This window comes from Mesorhizobium sp. C268A (assembly GCF_040324475.1).
Lineage (GTDB): Bacteria > Pseudomonadota > Alphaproteobacteria > Rhizobiales > Rhizobiaceae > Mesorhizobium.
In genome coordinates this window covers 4,329,194-4,352,686 of record NZ_JAMYVX010000001.1, presented here as the reverse complement: position 1 = coordinate 4,352,686, position 23,493 = coordinate 4,329,194, and the positions used below count along the sequence as shown (strand labels likewise).

Here is a 23,493-nt window from a genome sequence, read left to right as displayed (position 1 = left end):
AGGCACCCCCCTCTGGCCTGCCGGCCATCTCCCCCGCAAGGGGGGAGATCAGTCTCTTCATTGCTGGAGATCTATTTTCAAGGTTGATGATTGGCGAAAGTCGAGGCGACATCCAATCTCCCCCCTTGCGGGGGAGATGTCCGGCAGGACAGCGGGGGGTGCCTGGGCACGGACCAGCATTCTGGTCTTTGCCACCGCCTTGCTTATCCTCTCAGTGCTTCAAGCGTCTGCCGCCCCCATCACCTGCCCGCCCGGCGACACAAACTTCCCGTCCTTCTACTCCGACCCCACACTCTTCACCGACGCCATCGCCGCCGTCGCCAGAATCGAGCCGTCCAACCAACGCCTCACCGGCATCACAGTCCCCCACCACCTGCTCGTCGCAGATCTCGTCGCACTCGGTTTCCACGCCGCGTCCGGCTTCCGCTACAAGCGCATCGTCATCCTGTCGCCGGACCATTTCCACGAGACGCAGAAACTCTTCGCCACGACGCCGCGCGGTTTTGAAACAGTGCTCGGTCCAGTCCAGGCCGACACGGAAGCCGTGCACCTTCTGGAAGCGAACAGCGACATGGTCGAAGACTCCTGCCTATTCGCCAGGGAGCATGGCGTGCAGGCGATGCTGCCTTTCCTGCATCACTATTTCCCCGAAGCTGAAATCGTGCCGGTGGCGATGTCGGTCAAAGCCAAGCGAGCCGACTGGGACCGGCTGGCGCAGGCGCTGAAAGCGATCGTCGACAAGGACACGCTGATCGTCGAATCCACCGATTTCTCCCACTATCTGCCGCAGCACGAAGCCAGGCGTTTCGACCAGCAGACGCTGAACATGCTCGCCGCCGGTTCGCTCGACGGCATCGCGGCGCTGCGCCAGCCGGATCACGCCGATTCGGTCGGTGCGCTCTATATCCAGACCAGGCTGCAGCGCGAACTGTTCGGTGCTGCGCCGCTGGTCGTCGCCAACGAGAACTCGCAGGCGCATTCAAGCGACTATGTCGAGCGCACCACCAGCTATGTCGTGGCGCTGTTCGGCGCCTTCGGCCCCGGCTTCAACAATCCTGCCCGTCCCGACGACAAGCTCTACTATTTCGCGGGCGACGTGAATTTCGGCCGCGCCATGAAGAAGATCCTGGTCCGCGACGGTGTTGCCGAGAAGATCGTCGAAAGCGTGCTGGCCCTGACCCGCTCGCGGCCGCTGATCGTCAATCTCGAAGGCGTGATCCTGCCCAACGTCCCTGAAGCGATCGACGACATGACGCTGGCCATGCCCGCAGACCTCGCCATCGACATGCTCAAGAAATTGCATGTCGCCGCTGTCAGCCTTGCCAACAATCACGCCTATGACCTCGGCCCGTCAGGCTATGCGGAGACGCTGGCCGCTCTGGACGCCGCCGGCATCGCCCATTTCGGCCAGGGCGAGACGCTGGCGCTTGCCGATCTCGACCTGGTCGGGCTGACCGACATCGATACCAACGGCTCCAGGAACACCGACCTTCTGACGCCTGCTTTGCTCGACCGGCTGCTGCACGACAATGCCGAGCGGCCGGTGATTGCCTTCGTCCATTGGGGCCGCGAGTACAAGACGGAGCCGTCGCCGCGCGAGGAGATGCTTGCCGACCAGATGCGGCTGCGCGGCGTCACGGCAATCGTCGGCGGCCATCCGCATGTATCGAGCGAGGCGATCCTTCCGCTCGGCGGCGGCGATGTTGCGGAGATCTATTCGCTCGGCAATTTCCTGTTCGACCAGAAGGCCGAACGATCGTCCGGGTCGATGCTGGAACTCAGGGTGTTCAGCCAGGGCACGATCTTTGCCAGGCTGATCCCGCTGCCCAATTATTTCGAGATGGGCTCGAAATAACGCGATTCCCGAAAGGACGTGACAGGACCTCAACAGCCTTGCATATCTTCCGGCAGATAGCAGACCGCCGGCTTGGTGCTGGTTTCAAACAGCGACTGCTTCGGCCTGAAATAGAAGAACGTGGCCGGCTTGCTCTCCCGTGTGCTGCCATCGGCGAAATGGGCGGCGATGCTGAAGCGATGGATCGACGACATTGACGACCACATTTTCAGCCGTGCCGTGTAGGCGCTGAGATTCTTGTTGCCGCGCACCGGCATGGGGATGCTGTAATCGGTCTTGCCGATCGGAAATTCGATGTTCTGGTAGCGCAGCGCTTCGGGCGACGCGCCGCCGCCATCGCCGCATTCGGCGAGCGATTCTGGAACCTCGATGCTGACTAGCGAGACGATGACGCGAAACGGCTCGCTCTGCTGGTAGATAGCGCCCTGTTCGTCCGCCCAGGAATAATCGAGCTTGCCAATCCCGGTCACGCTCATTTTCTCGACGCTGCCGCTGATGTAATCGGCAACGTCGCCGAACTTGACCTTGTTGGCCACCTGGGCGCGGCAGACATCCAGGCTGTCCCTTGACGGGCAAGTGAAGCGCTCGGTCTCGAGCGTGGTTGTGTCGACGCCGGCTTCAATCAGCACGTTCTTGATCGAGACGTCGACGCCGTCGCCGAAAGTGCCGATGTCCTTCGTGAACGTGCGGCTCGGCTCGCCGGTCGCGTTGTCCTCCTCGTCGGTCCTGGTGAACTGGATCGACATCTTCATGTCTTTCACGTCGCCCCAGCCATTGTTGACGATCGAGAAGTCGGGGCGGAAGCCGACGCAGCCATAATGCTCGCTGATCGACAGCATCGGCTTGCGGTAGGCCTCGCTCGCGGCCACCTTCATTTCCAGGCTGTCGATCTTGACCCTCGACTGGTCGGTGGTCTTGAGGTCGACTTCGGCGAAGGCCGGCGCCGTCTCCCAGTCCATGCCTTCATAGACATTGCCGGTACGAATCTCTCCGGTGCCGTTCCAGGCATCATTGTACTGGTCCGACACCGGATAGATCGCGATGTCTTCGTCGCGCACGAGATGCTGGTACTGCATGTCGGCCTGCTGCGTCATGCGCTGGTCGACGGCAATGCCGATCTCGACCTTGTCGGCGGAACCGCCGCCGGTCTGCGCCTTGAGCAACCCGCCCACTCTGGCATCGGCCAGCACATCGGAGCGCGCACCGCCGATCTCCTTGCCCTTCGCCCATTGCGACCAGTAGACGGTGCCGCCGGGCAACCGGGTGCGGCCCTTGCCGTCCTTCAGCCCATCGGCAAAAGAGCCGACGAATATCTTGCCTGTCTTCGTCTCCAGCCTGCCCTCGCCATTCGGCACACCGGCCCTGAATTGCCCTTCATAGCGATTGCCGTCGGCATCGACATGGATCGCATGGCCGTCGAGCTGGCCGGCGACCCAACGGCCGTCGAGAATCTCGCCTGAACGCAGCTCCAGCCGGCCTTGTCCTTCGGGGCGGCCATTCCTGATCTCGCCGAAATAGCTGGAATAGATCGTCTTGGGGTCATAGCTCGCCGAGCCGCGTACGCGCCAGACCAGCCTGCCCTTGCCGTTGACGGTGCCGTCGGCTGCGACGGTGCGGTCCGGCGACACGCCGGCTGCCGGCTCCCAGGTGAAATCAAGACCCAATTCCGGGTGGGAATCCCAGACCCGTACATTCTTGCGCAGCACCGAACGTGTTTCGCTTTTATAGAGGATTTGCACCCGCTCGGCCCAGGCGCCATCGGGTGTGGCACCGCCTTGATCGGCCATAGCGGAAAAGCATGTCAGTGCGGCCAGCATGGATGCAGCCGCCATCGCTTTGACTCCGAAGATCATTCTTGCCCGCGCCATCTTACCCAACCCCTTGGATCGCCTAGCGTAAGCACCGCTGTAACACAGTGCAAGAGAGGTGTTTCGATACAAAAAAACCGGCGGCAGGAACGTCCCGCCGCCGGTTTGGTAGTGCTGGTTATCGCCGCTGTTTGCCGGCGAAAGATCGGGCCTTATTTGTACAGGCTGTTGATCCACGCCACGTTGGCAGCGTTCAGGCGCACCGCAGTGTTGGCGTTGGGGCTTTCGGCCACGTTCACGCCGGTGACGACGCGCTGCTTGGCGCCATTGTCATAGGCGTAGACCGAGCTGCCGCTCGACCCCGGATAGGTGTCGCAGTCGTACTGGAAATACTCCGCGCCGACGTTTTCGGCTTTCACTTCGCAGGTCGCCTTCCACATCGTTCCCATCGGCTTGTCGCCGGGATAGCCAACGATGTTTGCGGTGAAATCGCCGAGGTTCTCATAGTTGGCATAACCCAGCCAGCCGAGATTGGTGCCGACATCCTGCTTCAGCGTGATGATGCCGAGGTCCCACGGAATGACCGAGCCGTAGTAACCCTGATAATTGTCGATGAAGCCCTGCAGGATATAGACGCTCTCGTAGCTGAAAGCGCCAAACGGTGCATCGTCGGCGGTGTTGCCGTTGAGCGACGGCACGAAGATGACGTCGTCGAGCCAAGCCTTGTCTTCATTGCTGTAGAGGCAATGCGCGGCGGTGAGCACCGTGCGCGGACCGATCAGGGTTCCCGAGCAGCTGCCATAACCGCTCTTGGCTTTGCCTTCGATATACCCGATCGCGGTGAACGGGTAGGTCTTGGTGTTCTTGATCTGCTCGCGATCGTCGGCCCCGAACACCTGGCGGCCGGCTTCGTCGCCGCCCGTCAATCCGGTCTTGTCGGCGTTCGGTGTGTTGGCGGGCGCGTTCAATTCCTTGATGACAAGGTCCTTCAGCGTCTCGCCGGCATCGATCTTGATGTCCTTGCCATCGGCGGAACGTCCGACGATGCCATAGGATTTGACCGCCGTGCCCTCGTCGGTCAGCGGCGCTGCCCGGCTGGCTTCATCTTCGGTCAGTTTCGGCGGCGCGATCGGCTTTGCACGGCCGGGCTGGTAGTCGCCCGTTCCGAGATCGCGCATGCTTTCGCCATTGCCGGCATTCGCTGAGCCGGGATCGGCGGCGAAGGCAGGCATCGTCCACAGTGCGGTGGATAGCAGTGCGGACGCAATGATAGTGCTTGTCAGTTTCGTCATGGTGAGACTCTCCCAAAAGTCAGCAAGGAGTGGAGCAAAATACAGAAATATTGTCGAGATCGTGGTGGAGTTAAAAAATTAGTTTGGTTACCCGCCCGTATCGGATCATCGGTCCGGGCGGCCTCGTTAAAGCCCTCCGCCAAACGCACCCGCGTCGATATACTGCCTAAAATAATCCAACATTGGCAATGACAAATCGCTTCCACGTAGCCCGTGGGGGGCTATAGGGTTTGGGTTGGGCTCTGCCCGATGGGGCACGATTAGCAAAAGTCGTATTTCGGTTTTATGACCGCGCGGATGTCGTTCGTTCTGGCAGAAGGCGATCGAGGTACCGGTACCGCTTCTGTTGGTTATGCGTCATGGCGGCATGGCTCGGCATTTTTCATCTCAGGAGGGTTTCAAGGTGAACATTATCCATCGGTTCAGGCCGCTTGCCGCTGCATCGCTGCTGGGCATCGCGGCCGCTTTCCCCGCTGTCGACGCGCTCTATGCAGCCGACGACGCCGCCAGGCCGGAAGCGGCGGTCTCGCCGATGCAGCGCGTCGCCGAATCCCGGGACAAGGCCAAGGCCGAGAATCCCGACGGGGCCGACCGCGTCTATGGCGGCAAGGAAGCCGACAAAGGGGCCTATCCGTTCCAGGTGGCGCTGCTGACCAGCGCCCGGCTGGATCCCAGCCCGGCCTCGCAGCCAAACGCGCAATTCTGCGGCGGCAGCCTGATCGCGCCGCAATGGGTGCTGACGGCGGCGCACTGCCTCAACGACAAGGGCCGGCCGATTTCGCCCGATACGGTGACCGTGCTGACCGGCGCCACCGATCTTACCGAAGGCAAGCGCTACAAGGTGGTCGAGGTTATCGTCAACGAGGGCTACAGCGAACAGACGCTGGACAACGATCTCGGCCTGCTCCGGCTGGCGGAGCCCGCCGACGCGCCGGTCATCAAGATCACCAATGAGCCGACGCCAGACAGCGGCAAGACCACGGTCATCGGCTGGGGCAAGATGCAGGACGGCACCTTCCCGACCGCGCTGATGGTGGCCGATCTCGATCTCGAGCCGAGCGCTGCCTGCAACAGCGGCATCAAGTCGATCTATGCGCATGACCTGAAGGCGGCACTTGGCGATCTCTCCCACCGGATGCGTTATTCGGAAAAGGGCATCGATGCCGCCGCCAATGCGATCGCCGCCGATATGTCGGATCCGCTGACCAAGAACATGATCTGCGCCGGCACCGACAGCGGCGAACGCGACGCCTGCAACGGCGACAGCGGCGGTCCGCTGTTCATGACCGGCGCCAGCGGTCCGGTCCAGGTCGGCGTCGTCTCCTGGGGCGAAGGTCCGTCCGACGGCACCGCTGCTTGCGGCCACAAGAACGCCTACGGCATCTACACGCGGCTGGCTAACTACACCGGGTGGATCGAAGCCAAGATGAAGACCCCGGCTCCGGCAGCCGCGGCGGCGCCCAAGGCCGGTCTAGGCACGGCCAAGAAGCCCTGAACGGGCCCGAAGCCTGATAAACGCAAAACGGCGGGATCTTTCCCGCCGTTTCGATTCGTACCGTTTGCCGGCTGTCTGAGCCTCTTACTTCCGCGGCGGGCCTTTGCGCTCGGCCGACGCCGCCCACAGATTGATGTCGGACTCGCGTGCGTAAGTGTCGATTTCGGCGAGCTCGGCATCGCTGAAGTCGAGCACCTTGAGCGCGCCGACGCAGTCCTCGACCTGTTCAGGCCGGCTGGCGCCGATCAGCGCCGAGGTCACCCGGCCCTTGCGCAGCACCCAGGCCAGCGCCATCTGCGCCAGCGTCTGGCCACGCTTGCCGGCGATCGCGTTCAGCGCCTGGATGTTGGCGATTGTCTTGTCGTTGATGAAGGCGGGCCGCAACGACTTGCCTTGGCTGGCGCGGCTGCCCTCGGGGATGCCGCCGAGATATTTGTCGGTCAGCATGCCTTGCGCCAGCGGCGAGAACACGATCGATCCGACACCGAGCCCTTCCAGCGTATCGAGCAGTCCGTCCTCTTCGACCCAGCGGTTGAGCATCGAATAGCTCGGCTGATGGATGATGCAAGGCGTGCCGAGCTGCTTCAATATGTCGGCCGCCTCGCGCGTGCGCTGCGAATTGTAGGACGAAATGCCGGCATAGAGCGCCTTGCCGGAACGCACCGCATGGTCGAGAGCGCCCATCGTTTCCTCAAGCGGCGTATCCGGATCGAAGCGGTGCGAATAGAAGATGTCGACATAGTCGAGCCCCATCCGCTTCAGGCTCTGGTCGAGGCTCGCCAGCACATATTTGCGGCTGCCCCATTCGCCATAAGGCCCTGCCCACATCTCATAGCCCGCCTTGGTCGAGATGATCAGCTCGTCCCGATAGCCGGCGAAGTCGGTGCGCAATATCTCGCCGAAGGCGATCTCGGCCGAGCCCGGCGGCGGACCGTAATTGTTGGCGAGATCGAAATGGGTGATGCCGAGATCGAAGGCCTTGCGCGCGATCGCCTGCTTGGTCTTGTGCGGCGTGTCGTTGCCGAAATTGTGCCACAGGCCGAGCGAGATCGCCGGCAGTTTCAGGCCGGATCGCCCACATCTGTTGTAGAGCATTTTCTCATAGCGGTGTTCAGCCGGCTGCCAGCGCATGGGTACAGATCCTGGATTGTAAGGGTGTCGGCGCGAGCGCGCCGACACCCTTCTACCTCATTTCTGCTTCGCCAACAGTCCTTTTGCGTCCTTGACGCCGAGTGCAGCCGGCCGCTCGCAGCTGGTCTGCATGGCGACGAACTTGCCGGTCTCGCCCGACCGCAACAGGCCGGTCATGACGTCGACGGCATGCAGCGCGAGCTCCATCGAGCAACGATGCGGCCGGCCCTCGGCGATCGCCAGCGCCATGTCGGCAAGGCCTGCGGTGCGGTAGTTGGCCATCATGCCCTGGCCGTGCATTTCGTTGGGCACGCCGAACGGATGCTGCCATTTCGGCAGTTTCTTCACCGGTTTTGCCGCCTTGGTTATGCGCACGTCGCCACCGAAGAAATTCGGATCCGGCACGAACACCGTGCCCGTCTCGCCATAGAGTTCCATCGGCGCGTGACCATGCGCCCAGACGTCCCAGCTGGTGTTGAGCGTGATCACGGCGCCGTTCTCGAACTCCAGCAGGCCGTGGATCGTCGTCGGCGTGTTGACCGGGATTTTTTCGCCCGCGCGCGGTTTCGACGAGATCGTGCGTTCCTTGGCAGGCGTCGTCGCGAAGGCCGCCACCTGCTTCACCGGCCCGATCAGCTGGATCAGGTTGGTGATGTAGTAAGGCCCGATGTCGAGCACCGGCCCGGCGCCCGGCTGGAAGAAGAAATCGGGATTGGGGTGCCAGTGCTCCATGCCGTGGCCCATCACATGACAGGTGCCGCTGGTGATCTTGCCGAGCGCGCCGGTGTCGACGAGGTTGCGCACCAGCTGGTGCGCGCCACCGAGGAAAGTGTCCGGAGCCGAACCGATGCGCAGCCCTTTCTTCTCGGCCCGGCTCTTGAGGTCGAGGCCTTCCTTGACCGACAGCACGAACGGCTTTTCCGAATAGACGTGCTTGCCGGCATCGAGGATCTGCTTCGACACCCCGTAGTGCACCGCCGGGATGGTGAGGTTGACGATGATGTCGATCTCGTCATCCTTGAGCAGTTCTTCGACGGTCTCGGCGCGCAGCTTGAACTCCTTCGCCCGTGCCTTGGCCGCGTCCATGTTGATGTCGGCGCAGGCGCGCATCTCGATGCCGCGAAACAGAGGCGCCAGCGAGAAATACGCTTTCGAGATGTTGCCGCAGCCGATGACGCCGATACCCAGTTTCTTTGCCATGATGATTGTTCCTAGTAAGCCTTGACGGATGCGAGCGAGCGGCTGGCGAAGCGCTCGATGTCGTTGGGGTTGTCCTGTTCCATGACGTAATATTTGGCCGCGCTCTTCGCCCGAAGTGTCTTGATCAGGCCGGCCCAGTCGATGGTGCCGTGGCCGACATCCGCCCAGCCGTCCTCGTCAAGGCCTTCGCCTGACTTGGCCATGTCCTTGACATGGACGGCGCTGATGCGCTTGCCGTGCTTTTCGATCCACGGCAGCGGATCAACGCCGCCGCGGATTACCCAGGCGACGTCCATCTCCCAGCCGATGTCGGGCGCAGCCGACAGGATGTGATCCTGCGGCACCGAGCCGTCGGCGAGTGTCTTGAACTCGAAATCATGGTTGTGCCAGGCAAAGCCGTAGCCGGCTTTCTTTGCGGTCTCGCCGACCTTGGCCAGACGCTCGCCAAAGCCGCGCCAGCCGGCAGCGTCGGCCGGCCGCTGCTCGGCCAGCAGATAGGGACAGATGACGAGCGTGATGCCGAGTGCGTCGGCTGTTTTGCGTACGCCGTCGAAATCATTCTCCAGCGCATCGATCGAGAAATGTCCGGTCGGCATCGAAAGCCCGTTCTTGTCGAGTTCGGCGCGGAACGCCTTGGGGTCGTCATAGACGCCGCCGAACCCTTCGACTTCCTTGTAGCCGAGCTTACCAAGCATTTTCAGGATGCCGTCCCACGGCTGGAAATTGCGGGCGCTGTAGAGTTGGAATGACCAGTTCATCGTCTCTGTCCGTTTCTTGGGTGGTTAAGGCTTGGGGATGTTTTCGGGGGATCGTTTTCGCGAGATCGTTTTAGGGGGATCGTTCTTGGGAGGATGGTTTGCGGATGATTCTAGAGGGTCACAGGCGATTGCCGGTCGCAGCGTCGAACAGCGAGGCGCGCGCCGGATCGAAACCGAACTGGATCGGATCGCCGCTGCGCAGCGTCCGTTCCGCTTCGACGCGGAAGGAGAAGTTGCGGCCGGCAAGCTTGGTCCACACCAGCGTGTCGGAACCCATCGGCTCGACGATCTCGACCGAACCGCCGGCGGAAAACGGCATCGACTTTGCAGCGTCACCGAAAGCGATGTGTTCAGGCCGGATGCCCAGCACGCAAGCGCCGGCCGGGCGCTCCGTGCCGTCAAAGGTATAGCGGTCGAGCGGCACCGAAACACCGTCGGTCCTGAACGCCGGAGCAGCACCGGCTTCCAGCTCCCCTTCGAGGAAATTCATCGCCGGCGAGCCGAGGAAGCCCGCGACAAAACGGTTGACCGGCCGGTTGTAGATCGTCTGCGGCGCGTCGAGCTGCTGGATGACGCCGCCGCGCATGACCGCGATACGGTCGGCCAGCGTCATCGCCTCGATCTGGTCGTGGGTGACGTAGATCATGGTGTTCTGCAGCTTGCGATGCAGAAGCTTGATTTCGACGCGCAGTTCCGAGCGCAGCTTGGCGTCGAGATTGGATAGTGGCTCGTCGAACAGGAAGACGTCGACGTCGCGCACCAGCGCCCGCCCGATCGCCACGCGCTGGCGTTGGCCGCCTGACAAGGCCGCGGGCTTGCGCTGCAAAAGCGGCTCGATCTGCAGGATCTCGGCGGCGCGGGCGATGCGCTTGGCGATCTCATCCCTGGGCACGCCGGCAACGCGCAGGCCGAACGACAGGTTCTTCTCCACCGTCATTTGCGGATAGAGCGCATAGGACTGGAACACCATGCCGATGCCGCGATCCTTGGGCTCTTCCCAGGTGACGTTCTTGCCCTTGATGAAGATGCGGCCTTCGGAAATATCGAGCAGCCCGGCGATGCAGTTGAGCAAGGTCGACTTGCCGCAGCCCGAGGGACCGAGCAGCACGATGAACTCGCCCTCTGCGACCTCGAGATTGAGGGTCTGCAGCACCGATACAGAGCCGAAATTCAGGGACAGGTCCTGGATCGAAACGCTGGTGCCGTTGGCTGCCGTCATCGCCATCACCCTTTCACCGCACCGGCGGCGATGCCGCGCACGAAAAGCTTGCCGGAAATGAAGTAGACGATGAGTGGCACAAGGCCGGTCAGGATGGTGGCGGCCATGTTGACGTTGTACTCCTTCACGCCTTGCACCGAATTGACGATGTTGTTGAGCTGCACCGTCATCGGATAGGTGTCGGGGCGGGTGTAGACGACGCCGAACAGGAAGTCGTTCCAGATGCCGGTCACCTGCAGGATGATGGCGACGACGAAGATCGGCAGCGACATCGGCGCCATGATCCGCAGGAAGATGCCCCAGAAGCCGGCGCCGTCGACCCGTGCCGCCCTGAACAGCTCTTCCGGCATCGAGGCAAAATAGTTGCGGAACAAAAGCGTGAGGATCGGCATGCCGAAGATGGAATGGACGATCACCAGGCCGCTGAGGCTGCCGTAGAGGCCGATCTCGCGCAGGATGATGACGATCGGATAGATCATCACCTGATAGGGGATGAAGGCGCCGACGATCAGGATGACGAAGAATGTGTCGGCGCCCTTGAAGCGCCAGTTGGCGAGCGCATAGCCGTTCACCGAGGCGATCGCGATCGACAGCAGCACCGACGGCACGGTGATGCGCACCGAATTCCAGAAGCCGCGCGAAAGCCCGTCGCAATTCAGGCCGGTGCAGGCGGTCGCCCACGCCTTCACCCACGGTTCGAACGTGATTTCGAGCGGCGGCGAGAAGATATTGCCCATCCGTATCTCGGGCATGCCCTTGAGCGAGGTTACGACCATCACGTAGAGCGGCAGCAGATAGTAGACCGCCACCACGATCAGCGTGCCATAGAGGAAGATATTGCGGCGCGAGAAGACATGCCGCGGCTTCGGCCCGCGCGGCCCGGAGGCTTCGCGCTCGGCGGCACCCGCGCTGGCGGGCAAAGGGACGGCCGGGTCAGCCACGCTTCCTGCCTCCAAATTCAAGGTAGGCCCACGGCACGACGACGATCACCACCGAGAGCAGCATCATGGTCGAGGCGGCAAAGCCCTGGCCAAGATTCTGTGCGAAGAACATGTAGTCATAGACATATTTGGCCGGCACTTCGGAGGCGATTCCGGGGCCGCCGCTGGTCTGGGCGACAACGAGGTCGTAGACCTTGACGATGCCCGACGCGATGATGACCAGCGTGGTGATGAAAACCGGCCGCATCATCGGGATGACGATGAACAGATAGGTCTTCCACATCGGGATCCCGTCTACCCGCGCTGCCTTCCAGATGTCCTCGTCGATGCCGCGCAGGCCGGCCAGCATCAGGCACATGATGAGCCCGGTGCCTTGCCACAGCGCCGCAATCGAAATGCCGTAGATGACGATGCTGGAATTGTAGAGCGGGTCGAAGTTGAAGCTCGTCCAGCCGAGGTCCCGCACCACATGTTGGATGCCGAAATCCGGATTGAGCAGCCACTGCCAGACCAGGCCGGTGACGATGAAGGAAAGCGCGAACGGATAGAGGAAGATGGTGCGGAACGTGTCCTCGAAACGGATCTTCTGGTCGAGAAGCGCTGCAAGCAGGAAGCCGATGACCAGTGAGAACACGAGCGAGATCGCGCCGTAGATCAAAAGGTTCTCGATCGAGATCAGCCAGCGCGGCGTCGCCCACAGCCGGTAATACTGGTCGAGCCCGGCGAAATTCAGCCGTGGCAGCAGCTTCGAATTGGTAAAGGAATAGAACACCGTCCAGACGGTGCCGCCGACGAAAACCACCGACGCGGTGAGGATCATCGGGATCGAGGCGACCTTCGCATTGATGTTGCGGAACAGCGGGTTGGGGCGTTCGCTCTTGCTCATCTCGTCAGCCGGCTGGGTAAGGGCGGTGCGATCCCGGCCCTGCTTTCGCAAGGCCGGGATCGAGGTGTATTGCCTCCAACGTCAGTCTGCCGAAGCGATGAGGTCGGCAAAGCGCTTCTGCGCGTCTTCGATGGTCAGGTCCGGCTTGGCGAAGAATTCGGCGAAGAGATCTTCCTTCTGCTTCTGGGTATCCTGCGAAAGGAGTTGGTCCGTCCACGGGATGACGGCGCCCTTGGCGAGGATCGCCAGACCCTTCTTCATGCAGTCGTTCGCCGCATTGAGATCGACGTCACCGCGCACCGGCAGCGAGCCCTTCTTGAGATTGAAGGCGACCTGAGTCTTAGGGTCGAGCAGCGTCTCTGCCAACACCTCCTGCGCCTTGGACTTGTCGGCATCCTTGAGCAGCGGGAAATAGAAGGCGTCGCCGCCGGTGGCGATCACTTCGTTCAGACCGAGGCCCGGCAGGCAGGCATAGTCCTTGCCGGCGACCTTGCCGGCAACCTGGAACTCGCCTTGCGCCCAGTCACCCATGATCTGGCCACCGGCCTTGCCGGTGATGACGAGATTGGTTGCCTGGTTCCAGTCCTGCACATTGGTGTTCTTCGCCATCTTGCGGGCATCGTCGGCGGCCTTGAAGACCTTGGCGATCTCGGGCCCGGCGGCGAACTTGGCATCCTTGTCCTTGTAGACCTTGAGGAACGCGTCGGTGCCGCCGACCGCCGCCAGCAGCACGTCGAAGGCGCCGGAAGATTGCCAGGCCTGTCCGCCGACAGCGAGCGGGATGATGCCCGCCTTTTCCAGGGCGGGCGCTGCCGCCACGAATTCATTCCAGTCCTTCGGCAGCGGCACGCCGGCCTTCTCGAAGGCTTCGTTCGACAGCCACAACCACTGCCAGGAGTGGATATTGACCGGCACGCAATAGATCTTGCCGTCTATGGTGCAGCTGTCGAGCAGGCTCTTCGGCCGCACGATTTCCGTCCACTTGCCCTTGGTGGCGACATCGGTGAGGTCGCGCATCAGGCCGGCCTGCACCAGTTCTTCGGCCTGCCGGCCGTGATTGAACTGGGTGGCGCCCATCGGATCGCCGCCGGTGATGCGGCTGATCATGATCGGCCGTGCCGTGCCGCCGGATCCGGCAATGGCGCCGTCGACCCAGTGATTGCCGGTCGCGTCAAAAGCCTTCGCGAATTCCGCAACCGCCGCCGCCTCGCCGCCCGACGTCCACCAATGGGTCACTTCCAGGTCGGTGGCGGCCGCCGGGCCGGCAAGCTGAAGCGCGGCCGTCGCGGCAAAGGCAGCGGTCAAAAGTCTATAGCGCATTTCGGTTCCTCCCAGAATCTGAAACGTTACAGATTTTCGATACGGCAATTATGCGGAGCGTGCAACCCCTGAGATAAACGCGCTCGAATGTTTTTTCGAGGCGCGAACAAATTCGTTGCGTGCAAACCGGCAAACTCCGCGCAAAACCGGGTGCTGCGCTGCAAAATCATGCTGCAGCGCAAGAAAACCGTCTCGAACCTGATGGTCGCGCAACGTTTCTGGCCGCCAAACCCTGCCAAAACCATGGCTTGAGAGACCCACGCGCTGCGATGTTGGAAATCTGCAACGTTTCAGTATATTGAGGCCTGACGGCGAAGAACCGTGCCACATCGTCATCGAAGCGATTGTCGGCTGGTCCGGCGGCTGCTATGCGCCTGACGGGGCGGGACGAATGGACAGGGACCAGACGGAGAAGGACGACGAGGCGTCGGCGCATGAGCGGCCGACGCTGAAAACGCTTGCCTTCATGACGGGGCTCGGCGTCACCACCGTCTCGCGCGCACTCAAGGATGCACCCGAGATCGGCGCCGAGACCAGGCGGCGGGTTCAACTCGTCGCCAGGCAGATCGGCTACCGGCCGAACCGCGCCGGCGTGCGCCTGCGGACCGGCAAGACCAATGTTATCAGCCTCGTGCTCAATACCGAGCGCGAGATCATGAGCTTTGTCTCGGACATCATCTACGGCGTCTCGGAGGTCATTGCCGACACGCCCTATCACCTGATCGTCACGCCCTACTCGCGCTCGCAGGATCCGCTGGACCCGGTAAAGTATCTGGTCGAGTCCGGCTCGGCCGATGGCGTCATCATCTCACGCACGCAGCCCAACGATCCGCGCGCCCGCTACATGCTGGAGCGCGGCATACCCTTTGCCACGCATGGCCGCACCGACATGGGGCTTGTCCACCCCTATCACGACTTCGACAATTACGCCTTCGCCGCCGAAGCGGTGCGCCATCTGGCCGGCGTCGGCCGGCGCCGGCTGGCGCTGGTAGCGCCGCCGGTCGGGCTCACCTATTACGACCACACGGTCAATGGCTTTGCCGACGCACTGAGCGAGGTCGACGCCAGCGAAGTGCCGTTCAACGCCGTTTCGATCGACCAGTCGATCGATCAGATCAGGACGCGGACCGCGCAGTTGATGCGCCGCGACGTCAGGCCGGACGGTTTCGTCAGCAGCGCCGCCGCAGCGACGCTGGCAATCGTCGCCGGCATCGAGGATGCCGGCCTGAAACTCGGCCGCGACGTCGATGTCGTGTCCAAGCAATCGTCGGAACTGCTGCATCTGTTCCGCCGGGAGTTGCTGATCGTCAACGAAGACTTCCGCCTCGCCGGCACCGAGCTTGCCCGCGCCGTGCTGGGCTGGATAGGCGGCGCGGCACCTGGCTCTTTGCAGACTGTAGTCAAGCCAGGCGACGTCGTCGCGTATCAGGGCTGACTGGCACGACCTGAGAGGTCCGCCTCACCTGACCCTAGCCGGCAGCGCCGCTGCCCCATGGGCCATGGAAAGCCCCCTGCTCGCCGATGCGCTCGAAACCATGCGCGCCGAAGAAATCGCGCTGCGCCTGGATCAGGTTCGAGGTGCCGCGGCCCTGGCGGTAGCTGTCGAAATAGGCAAGCGCCGACGCCAGCGCCGGCACGGGCGAACCGGCCTCCGACGCTCTTGCGACGATGCGCCGGAGCGACGGATGCGCCTCCTGCATCATGGTGGTGAAAGCCGGCGCCATCAAAAGGTTGGTGGACGCGCCGCCCGAGCCGAAGGCTTCCGCCATGGTGTCGAGCATCTGCGAGCGGATGATACAGCCGGCACGCCAGATCTTGGCGATGGTCGGCATCGGCAAGTTCCAGTTGAACTCCTTCGAGGCGGCGCTCATCACCGCGAAACCTTGTGCATAGGCGGCGATCTTGCCGGCGAGCAGCGCCAGCTCCAGGTCTTTCAGAAGTGCCGCCTTGTCGCCGGAGATCTTGATGACGCCGATATTGCCATAGGCTTTTTCGGCCGCCTGCCGCTCATCCTTGATCGAGGACAGCACGCGGGCCGCCACCGCCGCCTCGATGGCCGTCGCCGGAATGCCGAGCTGCTGCGCCTCGATGACAGACCATTTGCCGGTGCCCTTCTGGCCGGCACGGTCGAGGATGATGTCGACCACCGGCTTGCCGGTCTTTGCATCGTCGGCGGCCAGCACCTTGGCGGTGATCTCGATCAGATACGAATCGAGCCGGCCCTTGTTCCAGTCCTCGAAGACCTTGCCGATCTCCTTCGGCCCCATGCCGAGACCGTCACGCAGGATGCCGTAGATCTCGGCGATCATCTGCATGTCGGCATATTCGATGCCGTTGTGGATGGTTTTCACGAAATGCCCGGCGCCGTCTGTGCCAAGCCAGGCAGCGCACGGTTCATCCTTGAACTTAGCCGAGATCGCGGTCAGCACGCGTTCGACGCGCTTCCAGGAGTCTTCGGTGCCGCCGACCATGATCGACGGTCCATGGCGCGCGCCTTCCTCGCCGCCGGATACGCCCATGCCTATGAAGGTGAGACCTGAGCCCGACAGTTCCGAAAAGCGCCGCATCGTATCGCGGAAATTGGCGTTGCCGGCATCGATGACGATATCGTTGTCAGACAACACGCCGCGCAGCGCTTCGATCTGTTCGTCGACCGGCTTGCCGGCCAGCACCATGATGATGACCGGGCGCGGCGGCTTGATCGCAGCTGCCAGTTCCTCCAGGCTGTAGCAGGGCACCACCATGTCCCTGAGCGAACCGGCGCCTTCGAGGAAGGCATCGGTGCGCGCCTTGGTGCGGTTGAAGACGGCGATGCGGTGCCCGTGCTCGGCAATGTTGAGCGCGAGGTTGGAGCCCATTGTGCCAAGGCCGATCAGGCCTATTTCGGCTTTTTCCATCGTTTCTTCCCTGCTTTCGGATTTTGTTGAGGCCGCGTTTTTCGGGATGCCCATTTTTCGGCGAGATGATTGACGGGCCTTTCGCGCCACGTCAACCGCCTCGCCGAATTGTGTTGCGTCTGCGTTGTGTCAGACCGAGTCAGGAAGGGCCAGTTGGTGACCAGGCGACGCCTTGCCGATCGAACATATGACGTTAGGTTGAACTTATGGCAGTCAAACGGATGGACAATGTCGGAATCGTCGTCGATGACCTCGACGAGACGATTGCCTTCTTTCGCGAGCTCGGCCTCGAACTGGAAGGGCGGGCGACGATCGAAGGCGAGTGGGCCGGACGTGTCACCGGGCTCGGCGATCAGCACGTCGAGATTGCCATGATGCGCACACCGGATGGCCATAGCCGGCTCGAGCTCTCCCGCTTCCTCACGCCGACGGTCGTCGCCGATCACCGCAACGCCCCGGTCAATGCCCTGGGCTACCTGCGCGTCATGTTTACCGTGGACGACATCGACGACACGCTTGAAAGGCTCCGCAAGCGTGGCGCGCAGCTGGCCGGTGAAGTCGTCCGTTACCAGGACGTGTATCGGCTCTGCTACATCCGCGGGCCGGAAGGGCATCTTATCGGGTTAGCCCAGGAACTCGGCTGAGCGCCCTTCGCAGGCGGGCTGAATATCACTCGGCGCGGATATCGATCGGCGCTTCGATCTTTACCACTTCGAAATCCGAAACCAGAATATCGAGCCGCGCCGTCCAGCGGCCTGGAATCGGAATGACGAGATTATCGACGCGCCAGGTGCCGTCGCCTGGCTTGGTCGCCGGACGCTTGATCGGCTCGATCCCCGAATCGGGCTTGGACAGCACCAGCGTCACTTCCTTGGCGTCGAGCGGGCCGAAATCGCCATCCATGATGACGATGGAGGCGGTGACCTCCCCGGTATGGCCGGGCGTGATGTCGATGTCGGCCATCGCCTTCATAGTGTGGATATGGGTCGACGTCGGTTGTGCCGCGGCGATTGCCAGGGCCCGTGGCGGCGGCGTGAAGCGCCAGCCGGCGGCAACGCCGAAGATCAGGAGCACGATCAGCATTTCGACTGAGATCGAGCGGCTAAGCCGTCGCCGCACTTCCGTCGCTCCGGCCTCGGCCAAGGCGGTGAGCCGCCATCGATTGACCGCCGCCAGCGTGAACAGAAACACCAGCAGCGCCAGCTTGATCAGCAGCAGCCGGCCATAGGCGGTATTGACCAGTGCCGCCGGTGTCTGCACCTGGATGATGGCGAGCACCACACCGGCGGCGGCAAGCACTACCACCACGGGCATGATCGCGCGCGAAAACCGCCGCAGGAACGCCCCGGCTTCCACCGATTGGCTGCTCAACGCCAGGCCGAGCGGCAGCAATGCTCCAGCCCAGAAAGCGATGCCGGCGCCATGCAGGAACACCATAGGCCGCGTCAGCCATTGCGGTTCGGCTGCACTGGCATGGCCGCTGGCGGCAAGGGCTGCACCCACACCGGCCAGCCCGGCGAGCGCCAACGGCCTGGCGCCAGCACGCGATCCGACCAACGACAGCAGGCCAAGCCCGAGCGCCGCCAGCGAAATCAGCACCGTCCAGCCGAAGCTGGTGCCAAGCGCCGTCCGCCAGACCACCGGTTGCGCCAGCCGGGCGAGTGGCGCGCCCAGCGCGTCCAGCCCCTGGAACCCGAGCGACAGGGGTGCTGCGACCAGCCCGCACAGGATGGCGGCAATGACGAAGCGCTGGCCTGAGCGCTGGCCTTGCGCCAGCCATGTCAGCGCGAAGGCGCCGCCAATGCCGAGGAAAAGCCCGATGTAGAGAAGAACCTTGCCGGTCCAGATCGCTGACCGCAAATCTATATCGACAGCTTCCCCCACCGCCGGCGCCGCACTTGGCGCGCCAACGGAAAACAGCACCGAGCCGCCGACCGGATGGCCATCGGCGGAAATCACCCGCCAGCTCAAGACATGGGTGCCCGGCCCGAGCTTTTGTGGATTGTCGATCTCAACCGTTTGGTCGCTCAACCGAAACGAGGTCAAAGCGACAGGCGTACCGTCGGGCCGCACCAAGGTCAGCACCAGCGGCGACACAGGCTCGCTGAAGGTCAGCGAAAATTGCGTCGGCGCTCGCTCCAGAACCGCGCCGTCGGCAGGCTCGGCCTTGATCAGCGCCGCATGGGCAAAGGCCTGGTTTGGCGTGGCAAGGACGGCAAGCAGCAGGATCGCGGCCAGCAAGCTGAAGCACCTGCCGGCTGTCCGTTCCATCCGCTGGAAACAGGCCACGTTCATGCCATCCACCAAAACAGTGGCGCGCCGCTTCGAAGCAGCGCGCCGCCAATGCATCATTTCTTGGGCAGCAGGTTGAGGCCGGGCGCCGGATCTTCCAGCGCATCCTCATCCTGACCAGCCGCCGGAATCTCTATCCAACGCGTGGTGGCGCCATCGCATTCCTGCACCACCGGAAAATAGAGTTTTTGCCCGGCCGGCAGATCGGCGGCCAACGTGCCGCGGAAGACGAACTCGTCATAAAATTCATCCGGCAGGCTGCCGCCGCTCCAGTCGACTTCCTTGACGCCCGAGGTCACCGCCTCGCCATAGAGCTGGTAGGATTTCTCGTACTTGCCTTTCTTGACCTGCAGCGTCCAGCCCGGCTTGGGCATCGGCTTCACCCCGATCACCCCTTCCGGGATCTGCACGCGCACGGCAATCGTCGCCTTGCCGTCGCAGCCATGCGGCACGCGCAGCACGGCCTTGTAGGTCGAACCGACCGCAACCTCCTGGGTTTCGAGCGTGATATGGCCGAAGGCAGCGCTTGTCCCCAGGACAAGGAATGCAGCGGCCGGCAAAAGATACTTGTTCATGATGGTCCCTCTAGAAATGGCAAATTGATTGGTCAGTCGTTGTCTTCGAGGGGTGGCGCGCTGCCTATGGCTTGCACGGCAAACTCGACGGTCACGGTTCCGGCCTTCTCGAAAGTCAGCGTGGCGGCAAACATCTGGCCTTCTTTAGGCGGCTGCTTCAAATCCATGAACATCACGTGGTAGGCGCCAGGACCCAGCGTGATCTTGCCGCCCGCCGGAATGTCCAGGCCGCCACTGACCGGGCGCATGGTCATGACGCCATCCTTCACCCCCATTTCATGCAGTTCGGCCTTGCCCGAAATGTCGGAGGAAATCGACAGCAGCCGGTCTGGTGCGCTGCCCTTGTTGACGATGGTGAAATAGCCGCCGGCAACCTTGGCGCCGGCTGGCGTGGCACGGGACCAGGGATGCTCGATCTCGATGTCACCGGCCTTGAACTCATGCGCAAGGACGGAATGGGCGCCGACGAACAACAGTGCAAAGGCGAACAGGGCGCTGCCGAGACGCTGCTCGATAGTGCTGAATAAACGGGTGCTGCGGTGCAACGCGCCGGCACGAAGAAAACGGGACATGGGTAGGCTCCATGAATATGAGGTCGCGCCTTTGTCCGGCTGCGAACGAGTTTATCATTGGATGATTATCGCCCGCGCGGGTTACGCCAAGCGAGCGGCGGTTTTTCAGCCCGCAAGCGGCGGGGCGCGCGGATTGGCCGGAGAGCGCTCACGCGTAACGTCGGGATGCCTGACTGCCGGCGGAAGAAACGCGACTGTTTCAAAAGACAGGCTCACCGGCGCCACGCCGACGCCTGCTGGCGGCGCATAGGCGACGGAGGCCATGCTGTAGCCGAGCATGCAGCATGCCGGCATGTGCGGCTGGTGCGGATCGCCGCCGGGAAGCTGGACCGCCCCCTCATGTGTACAGATGACGTTGCCGAAAACGTCGAGTTGCGAGGCATCCGGCGCAATGCCGAAGGCAAACACGCCGAGCGTCGACTGGAGCAGCAGCACACAGGTCGCGACAAACGCGGCCATCATGCTCCATCTCTTACGCCCGAAGTTCAAGGATCTGCCTCTTCACGCAGCAACGGCGGATACCTAGCATGCGTCACGCGGCCGGAAAATCGCCAAATCATCGCTGCGGCAACGCGGCGCGTTAAGAAGCAATCCGACCGATTTCCGGGATCGACGTCAACAGCGTGTGGCGTGCCGACTTCAGATGCTTGCGGCAGGCGGCGTCGACCTTGCCGAGATCGCGCGATTTCAGCGCCGCGATGTAGGCGAGATGCTCGCTCACCGCGACTTCGTTGCGCTCGCGCTCCTGCGCCTTGTTCCACTGGTAGTGGTAGTGAAAGATCATGGCGATGACGTCGTAGAAATCGACGATGAAGCGGTTGTGCGACGCCCGGTGGATCAGCCGGTGGAAGCGCTCGTCTAGCTCCGAGAATTCGTTGAAGCGGATGGCGATTTCGCTGGCCAGAAGCCGGTGCTCGTCTTCCAGCCGGTCGAGATCCGCCCAGACCGGACTATCCCCAGGCAAGGCGGCAAAGGCCGCCGCCGAGCGTATCTCGAACATCTCGCGGATTTCAGTGAGTTCGAGCGCGAAGGCTCGCGTAAACCCCTTCAGCACCCAGTGGCTGTTGCGCCGCTTCTCGATCAGGCCGAAGCGGGAGAAGCGGATGAGGAACTCGCGCACGCTGGTGGTGCCGACGCCGATCTCGCGCGCCAGTTCGAGCTCGTTGATCTGCATGCCGGCCTCGGCGCCGCCAGCCAGCAATCTGCGCATAAACGACCGCTCGATGATCTGGGCCAGTGTGTCTGTCTCCTCCTCGGGGAAGAAATCATCCGGCTTCGGCGCCCTGAGCACTGTCTTGCTGCGTTTGTTCCACGCGATCAGCCCGGTCTCTTCCATGCGCGCCAGAATGGTGCGCACGGTGGTCCGGCTGACGCCGAGCAAAGTGCCCAGTTCCGGCTCCGACGGCAGGCTCTGCGTTTCATCGAGCAGCCGCAGACCCCTGTTGTAAGCGTCCTTGTAGACGTTGTTGCTCTTCGACATCCCTGCCCCGTTGCGCGCCGGCGCTTGCTGTGGCTGGCTTGAAGCGCGATATCACATATGTCCTGGCGCTGACCCCGGCAGAGCAAACGCTCTGCGTGTCAGACGCCGCTCCCCACAAGCCAAGCGTCCATCGGACGCATGGTCTCCTCCTGAAAAAACAATTGACGCACAAATGTTTTTTCACGATAAAAGACATTATATGTAAACAGACGCGTGTCAATCCGCGCATCCCCAGGAACAGACCCAGGAAACTGCCCGTGAACGCCTCGAACAGCATTCTTCTGTCCCCCGCCGACAATGTCGCGGTCGCCAATGGCCGCATCGAGATCGGCACCCCTCTGCCCGGCGGCGCCGTCGCCACGGCCTTGATCGAGCCCGGCCACAAGGTGGCGATCAAGCCTATCGCCGCCGGCGAGGCGGTGGTCAAGTATGCCCAGGCCATCGGCCGCGCCACCCAGGACATCGCGCCCGGCGACCACGTCCATTCGCACAATCTGGTCTTCGAGTCCGGCCGTCTGCCGGTGGTGCCGCCGAGCGAAGCGGAGCATGCCACCGAAGCTGACCGCGCCCGGACATTCATGGGCTATCGTCGCGCCGATGGCCGTGCCGGCACGCGCAACTTCATCGGCATCATCGCCAGCGTCAATTGCTCGGCCACCGTGTGCCACGCCATTGCCGACGAGGCCAACCGCGTGCTGTTGGCGAAATATCCGGGGATCGACGGCTTCGTCCCGATCGTCCATGGCCAGGGCTGCGGCATGAGCGGCACCGGCGACGGCATGATGGTGCTGCACCGCACGCTCGCCGGCTACACCCGCCACCCGAATTTCGGTGGCGCGCTGATGGTCGGCCTCGGCTGCGAGGTCAACCAGCTCACCCTTTACGGCCAGAAGGGTGCGGCGGCGGGAAAACGCCATTTCAACATCCAGGACGCCGGCGGTTCGCGCAAATCGGTCGAAAAGGCGATGGGCGTGCTCGCCGAAATCGCCGAGGAAGTCGGCCAGTATCAGCGCGAGCCGATCCCCGTCTCGGAGATCGTCGTTGGCCTGCAATGCGGCGGTTCCGACGGCATGTCGGGCATCACCGCCAATCCCGCGCTGGGAGCAGCGGTCGACATCCTGGCCGGCGTCGGCGGCATCGGCATCCTGTCGGAGACGACGGAGATCTATGGCGCCGAACATCTGCTCGCCTATCGCGCGGCAACGCCGGAGATCGCCAAGAAGCTCGACGGTTTCGTCAAATGGTGGGAAGACCACGTCGCCAAGCACGGCGCCTCGATCGACAACAACCCCTCGCCCGGCAACAAGCGCGGCGGCCTGACCACCATCCTGGAAAAGTCGCTGGGCGCCGTGGCCAAAGGCGGCCAGACTCCGCTCAACGGCGTCTTCAGTTATGCCGAAAAGGTCACCGGCAGTGGCCTGGTGTTCATGGACACGCCCGGTTACGACCCGGTCTCGGCGACCGGTCAGGTGGCGGGCGGCGCCAACATCATCGTCTTCACCACCGGCCGCGGCTCCTGCTTCGGCTGCCGGCCGACGCCGTCGATCAAGGTCGCCACCAACTCGACCATGTACCACCAGATGGAAGAGGACATGGACGTCAATTGCGGCGTCATTGCTTCGGGTGAAAAGACCATCGCCGGCATGGGCCGGGAACTCTTTGAGCTCATCGTCGAGACGGCATCGGGCCGCAAGACCAAGAGCGAGGCGTTCGGCTACGGCGACAACGAGTTCGTGCCGTGGCACCTCGGCGCGACGCTCTAACCACCGACG

The 23,493-nt window shown here is 62.8% G+C and carries 20 protein-coding genes; 5 read left to right on the top strand and 15 right to left on the bottom strand.

Going from position 1 to position 23,493, the window contains the following annotated elements; translation table 11 throughout:
- Positions 1–136: 136 nt before the first annotated feature.
- A complete protein-coding gene (gene amrB, locus NKL06_RS21220) occupies positions 137–1,855 on the top strand; it encodes an AmmeMemoRadiSam system protein B (RefSeq protein ID WP_023691991.1) in 1,719 nt (572 codons plus the stop codon).
- Between the two features lie 29 nt (positions 1,856–1,884).
- Here the strand turns inward: amrB and NKL06_RS21215 are convergent, their stop codons facing one another.
- Entirely contained in the window at positions 1,885–3,687 is a 1,803-nt protein-coding gene (locus NKL06_RS21215; RefSeq protein WP_245267090.1) for an MORN repeat-containing protein, read from the bottom strand.
- Between the two features lie 188 nt (positions 3,688–3,875).
- Positions 3,876–4,955, bottom strand: coding sequence for a trypsin-like serine peptidase (locus NKL06_RS21210; RefSeq protein WP_023691993.1), 1,080 nt, complete (start codon positions 4,953–4,955; stop codon positions 3,876–3,878).
- Positions 4,956–5,358: 403 nt separating this feature from the next.
- Here NKL06_RS21210 and NKL06_RS21205 point away from each other — a divergent pair, with 403 nt between their 5' ends.
- Positions 5,359–6,450 (top strand): S1 family serine peptidase, encoded by a 1,092-nt coding sequence (locus NKL06_RS21205; protein WP_023691994.1) that lies wholly within the window; start codon positions 5,359–5,361, stop codon positions 6,448–6,450.
- A gap of 84 nt (positions 6,451–6,534) precedes the next feature.
- Here the strand turns inward: NKL06_RS21205 and mgrA are convergent, their stop codons facing one another.
- The 7 genes from mgrA to NKL06_RS21170 all read right to left on the bottom strand — a co-directional run bounded on the left by mgrA (position 6,535) and on the right by NKL06_RS21170 (position 13,905).
- Positions 6,535–7,581: an L-glyceraldehyde 3-phosphate reductase gene (mgrA, locus tag NKL06_RS21200; RefSeq protein ID WP_023691995.1), complete on the bottom strand. Its 1,047-nt coding sequence runs from the start codon at positions 7,579–7,581 to the stop codon at positions 6,535–6,537.
- Between the two features lie 57 nt (positions 7,582–7,638).
- Positions 7,639–8,781 carry a Gfo/Idh/MocA family protein gene (locus NKL06_RS21195; RefSeq protein WP_023691996.1) on the bottom strand — a complete coding sequence of 381 codons (1,143 nt, stop codon included), beginning with the start codon at positions 8,779–8,781 and terminating at the stop codon, positions 7,639–7,641.
- An 11-nt stretch (positions 8,782–8,792) separates the two neighbouring features.
- Positions 8,793–9,539 carry a sugar phosphate isomerase/epimerase family protein gene (locus NKL06_RS21190; RefSeq protein WP_023691997.1) on the bottom strand — a complete coding sequence of 249 codons (747 nt, stop codon included), beginning with the start codon at positions 9,537–9,539 and terminating at the stop codon, positions 8,793–8,795.
- Positions 9,540–9,657: 118 nt separating this feature from the next.
- On the bottom strand, positions 9,658–10,758 hold the full coding sequence (locus NKL06_RS21185; RefSeq protein WP_023686606.1) for an ABC transporter ATP-binding protein: 1,101 nt from the start codon (positions 10,756–10,758) through the stop codon (positions 9,658–9,660).
- A gap of 5 nt (positions 10,759–10,763) precedes the next feature.
- Positions 10,764–11,699 (bottom strand): carbohydrate ABC transporter permease, encoded by a 936-nt coding sequence (locus NKL06_RS21180; RefSeq protein WP_023669802.1) that lies wholly within the window; start codon positions 11,697–11,699, stop codon positions 10,764–10,766.
- A complete protein-coding gene (locus tag NKL06_RS21175) occupies positions 11,692–12,585 on the bottom strand; it encodes a carbohydrate ABC transporter permease (RefSeq protein WP_023683029.1) in 894 nt (297 codons plus the stop codon). The genes NKL06_RS21180 and NKL06_RS21175 overlap by 8 nt, the downstream gene beginning before the upstream one ends.
- Positions 12,586–12,666: 81 nt before the next feature.
- Positions 12,667–13,905, bottom strand: coding sequence for an ABC transporter substrate-binding protein (locus NKL06_RS21170; protein ID WP_023691998.1), 1,239 nt, complete (start codon positions 13,903–13,905; stop codon positions 12,667–12,669).
- 391 nt (positions 13,906–14,296) lie between these two features.
- Here NKL06_RS21170 and NKL06_RS21165 point away from each other — a divergent pair, with 391 nt between their 5' ends.
- Positions 14,297–15,340 (top strand): LacI family transcriptional regulator, encoded by a 1,044-nt coding sequence (locus tag NKL06_RS21165; protein WP_023692000.1) that lies wholly within the window; start codon positions 14,297–14,299, stop codon positions 15,338–15,340.
- A gap of 34 nt (positions 15,341–15,374) precedes the next feature.
- On the opposite strand, the gene gnd is transcribed toward NKL06_RS21165, so the two are convergent.
- Positions 15,375–16,802: an NADP-dependent phosphogluconate dehydrogenase gene (gene gnd / locus NKL06_RS21160; RefSeq protein ID WP_023692001.1), complete on the bottom strand. Its 1,428-nt coding sequence runs from the start codon at positions 16,800–16,802 to the stop codon at positions 15,375–15,377.
- 206 nt (positions 16,803–17,008) lie between these two features.
- Here gnd and NKL06_RS21155 point away from each other — a divergent pair, with 206 nt between their 5' ends.
- Positions 17,009–17,446: a VOC family protein gene (locus NKL06_RS21155; RefSeq protein WP_023692002.1), complete on the top strand. Its 438-nt coding sequence runs from the start codon at positions 17,009–17,011 to the stop codon at positions 17,444–17,446.
- A gap of 25 nt (positions 17,447–17,471) precedes the next feature.
- Here the strand turns inward: NKL06_RS21155 and NKL06_RS21150 are convergent, their stop codons facing one another.
- From NKL06_RS21150 to NKL06_RS21130, 5 genes are all read right to left on the bottom strand, one after another.
- Positions 17,472–19,097: a copper resistance CopC/CopD family protein gene (locus NKL06_RS21150; protein ID WP_023692003.1), complete on the bottom strand. Its 1,626-nt coding sequence runs from the start codon at positions 19,095–19,097 to the stop codon at positions 17,472–17,474.
- A 53-nt stretch (positions 19,098–19,150) separates the two neighbouring features.
- Positions 19,151–19,669: a YcnI family copper-binding membrane protein gene (locus NKL06_RS21145; protein ID WP_023692004.1), complete on the bottom strand. Its 519-nt coding sequence runs from the start codon at positions 19,667–19,669 to the stop codon at positions 19,151–19,153.
- A 32-nt stretch (positions 19,670–19,701) separates the two neighbouring features.
- On the bottom strand, positions 19,702–20,241 hold the full coding sequence (locus tag NKL06_RS21140; protein WP_023692005.1) for a copper chaperone PCu(A)C: 540 nt from the start codon (positions 20,239–20,241) through the stop codon (positions 19,702–19,704).
- Between the two features lie 105 nt (positions 20,242–20,346).
- Complete coding sequence (locus NKL06_RS21135; protein ID WP_023692006.1) at positions 20,347–20,703, bottom strand: hypothetical protein; 357 nt, start codon at positions 20,701–20,703, stop codon at positions 20,347–20,349.
- A gap of 118 nt (positions 20,704–20,821) precedes the next feature.
- The gene (locus NKL06_RS21130) at positions 20,822–21,721 is read right to left on the bottom strand and encodes a GntR family transcriptional regulator (RefSeq protein ID WP_023692007.1); all 900 of its coding nucleotides are present in this window, start codon (positions 21,719–21,721) and stop codon (positions 20,822–20,824) included.
- Positions 21,722–21,978: 257 nt separating this feature from the next.
- On the opposite strand from NKL06_RS21130, the gene NKL06_RS21125 reads away from it, so the two are divergent.
- Positions 21,979–23,484, top strand: a complete 1,506-nt coding sequence (locus NKL06_RS21125; RefSeq protein WP_023692008.1) for a UxaA family hydrolase — start codon at positions 21,979–21,981, stop codon at positions 23,482–23,484.
- The last annotated feature ends 9 nt before the right edge of the window (positions 23,485–23,493 follow it).

Bases quoted from the DNA above. Each gene is read 5' to 3' on its own strand.
- NKL06_RS21210 (WP_023691993.1), bottom strand. From the start codon at position 4,955: ATGACGAAACTGACAAGCACTATCATTGCGTCCGCACTGCTATCCACC.
- NKL06_RS21185 (WP_023686606.1), bottom strand. From the start codon at position 10,758: ATGACGGCAGCCAACGGCACCAGCGTTTCGATCCAGGACCTGTCCCTG.
- NKL06_RS21140 (WP_023692005.1), bottom strand. From the start codon at position 20,241: ATGTCCCGTTTTCTTCGTGCCGGCGCGTTGCACCGCAGCACCCGTTTA.
- NKL06_RS21135 (WP_023692006.1), bottom strand. From the start codon at position 20,703: ATGATGGCCGCGTTTGTCGCGACCTGTGTGCTGCTGCTCCAGTCGACG.
- NKL06_RS21175 (WP_023683029.1), bottom strand. From the start codon at position 12,585: ATGAGCAAGAGCGAACGCCCCAACCCGCTGTTCCGCAACATCAATGCG.
- NKL06_RS21155 (WP_023692002.1), top strand. From the start codon at position 17,009: ATGGCAGTCAAACGGATGGACAATGTCGGAATCGTCGTCGATGACCTC.
- NKL06_RS21150 (WP_023692003.1), bottom strand. From the start codon at position 19,097: ATGAACGTGGCCTGTTTCCAGCGGATGGAACGGACAGCCGGCAGGTGC.
- NKL06_RS21130 (WP_023692007.1), bottom strand. From the start codon at position 21,721: ATGTCGAAGAGCAACAACGTCTACAAGGACGCTTACAACAGGGGTCTG.
- NKL06_RS21170 (WP_023691998.1), bottom strand. From the start codon at position 13,905: ATGCGCTATAGACTTTTGACCGCTGCCTTTGCCGCGACGGCCGCGCTT.
- NKL06_RS21190 (WP_023691997.1), bottom strand. From the start codon at position 9,539: ATGAACTGGTCATTCCAACTCTACAGCGCCCGCAATTTCCAGCCGTGG.
- gnd (WP_023692001.1), bottom strand. From the start codon at position 16,802: ATGGAAAAAGCCGAAATAGGCCTGATCGGCCTTGGCACAATGGGCTCC.
- NKL06_RS21165 (WP_023692000.1), top strand. From the start codon at position 14,297: ATGGACAGGGACCAGACGGAGAAGGACGACGAGGCGTCGGCGCATGAG.
- NKL06_RS21195 (WP_023691996.1), bottom strand. From the start codon at position 8,781: ATGGCAAAGAAACTGGGTATCGGCGTCATCGGCTGCGGCAACATCTCG.
- NKL06_RS21215 (WP_245267090.1), bottom strand. From the start codon at position 3,687: ATGGCGGCTGCATCCATGCTGGCCGCACTGACATGCTTTTCCGCTATG.
- NKL06_RS21145 (WP_023692004.1), bottom strand. From the start codon at position 19,669: ATGAACAAGTATCTTTTGCCGGCCGCTGCATTCCTTGTCCTGGGGACA.
- mgrA (WP_023691995.1), bottom strand. From the start codon at position 7,581: ATGCGCTGGCAGCCGGCTGAACACCGCTATGAGAAAATGCTCTACAAC.
- amrB (WP_023691991.1), top strand. From the start codon at position 137: ATGTCCGGCAGGACAGCGGGGGGTGCCTGGGCACGGACCAGCATTCTG.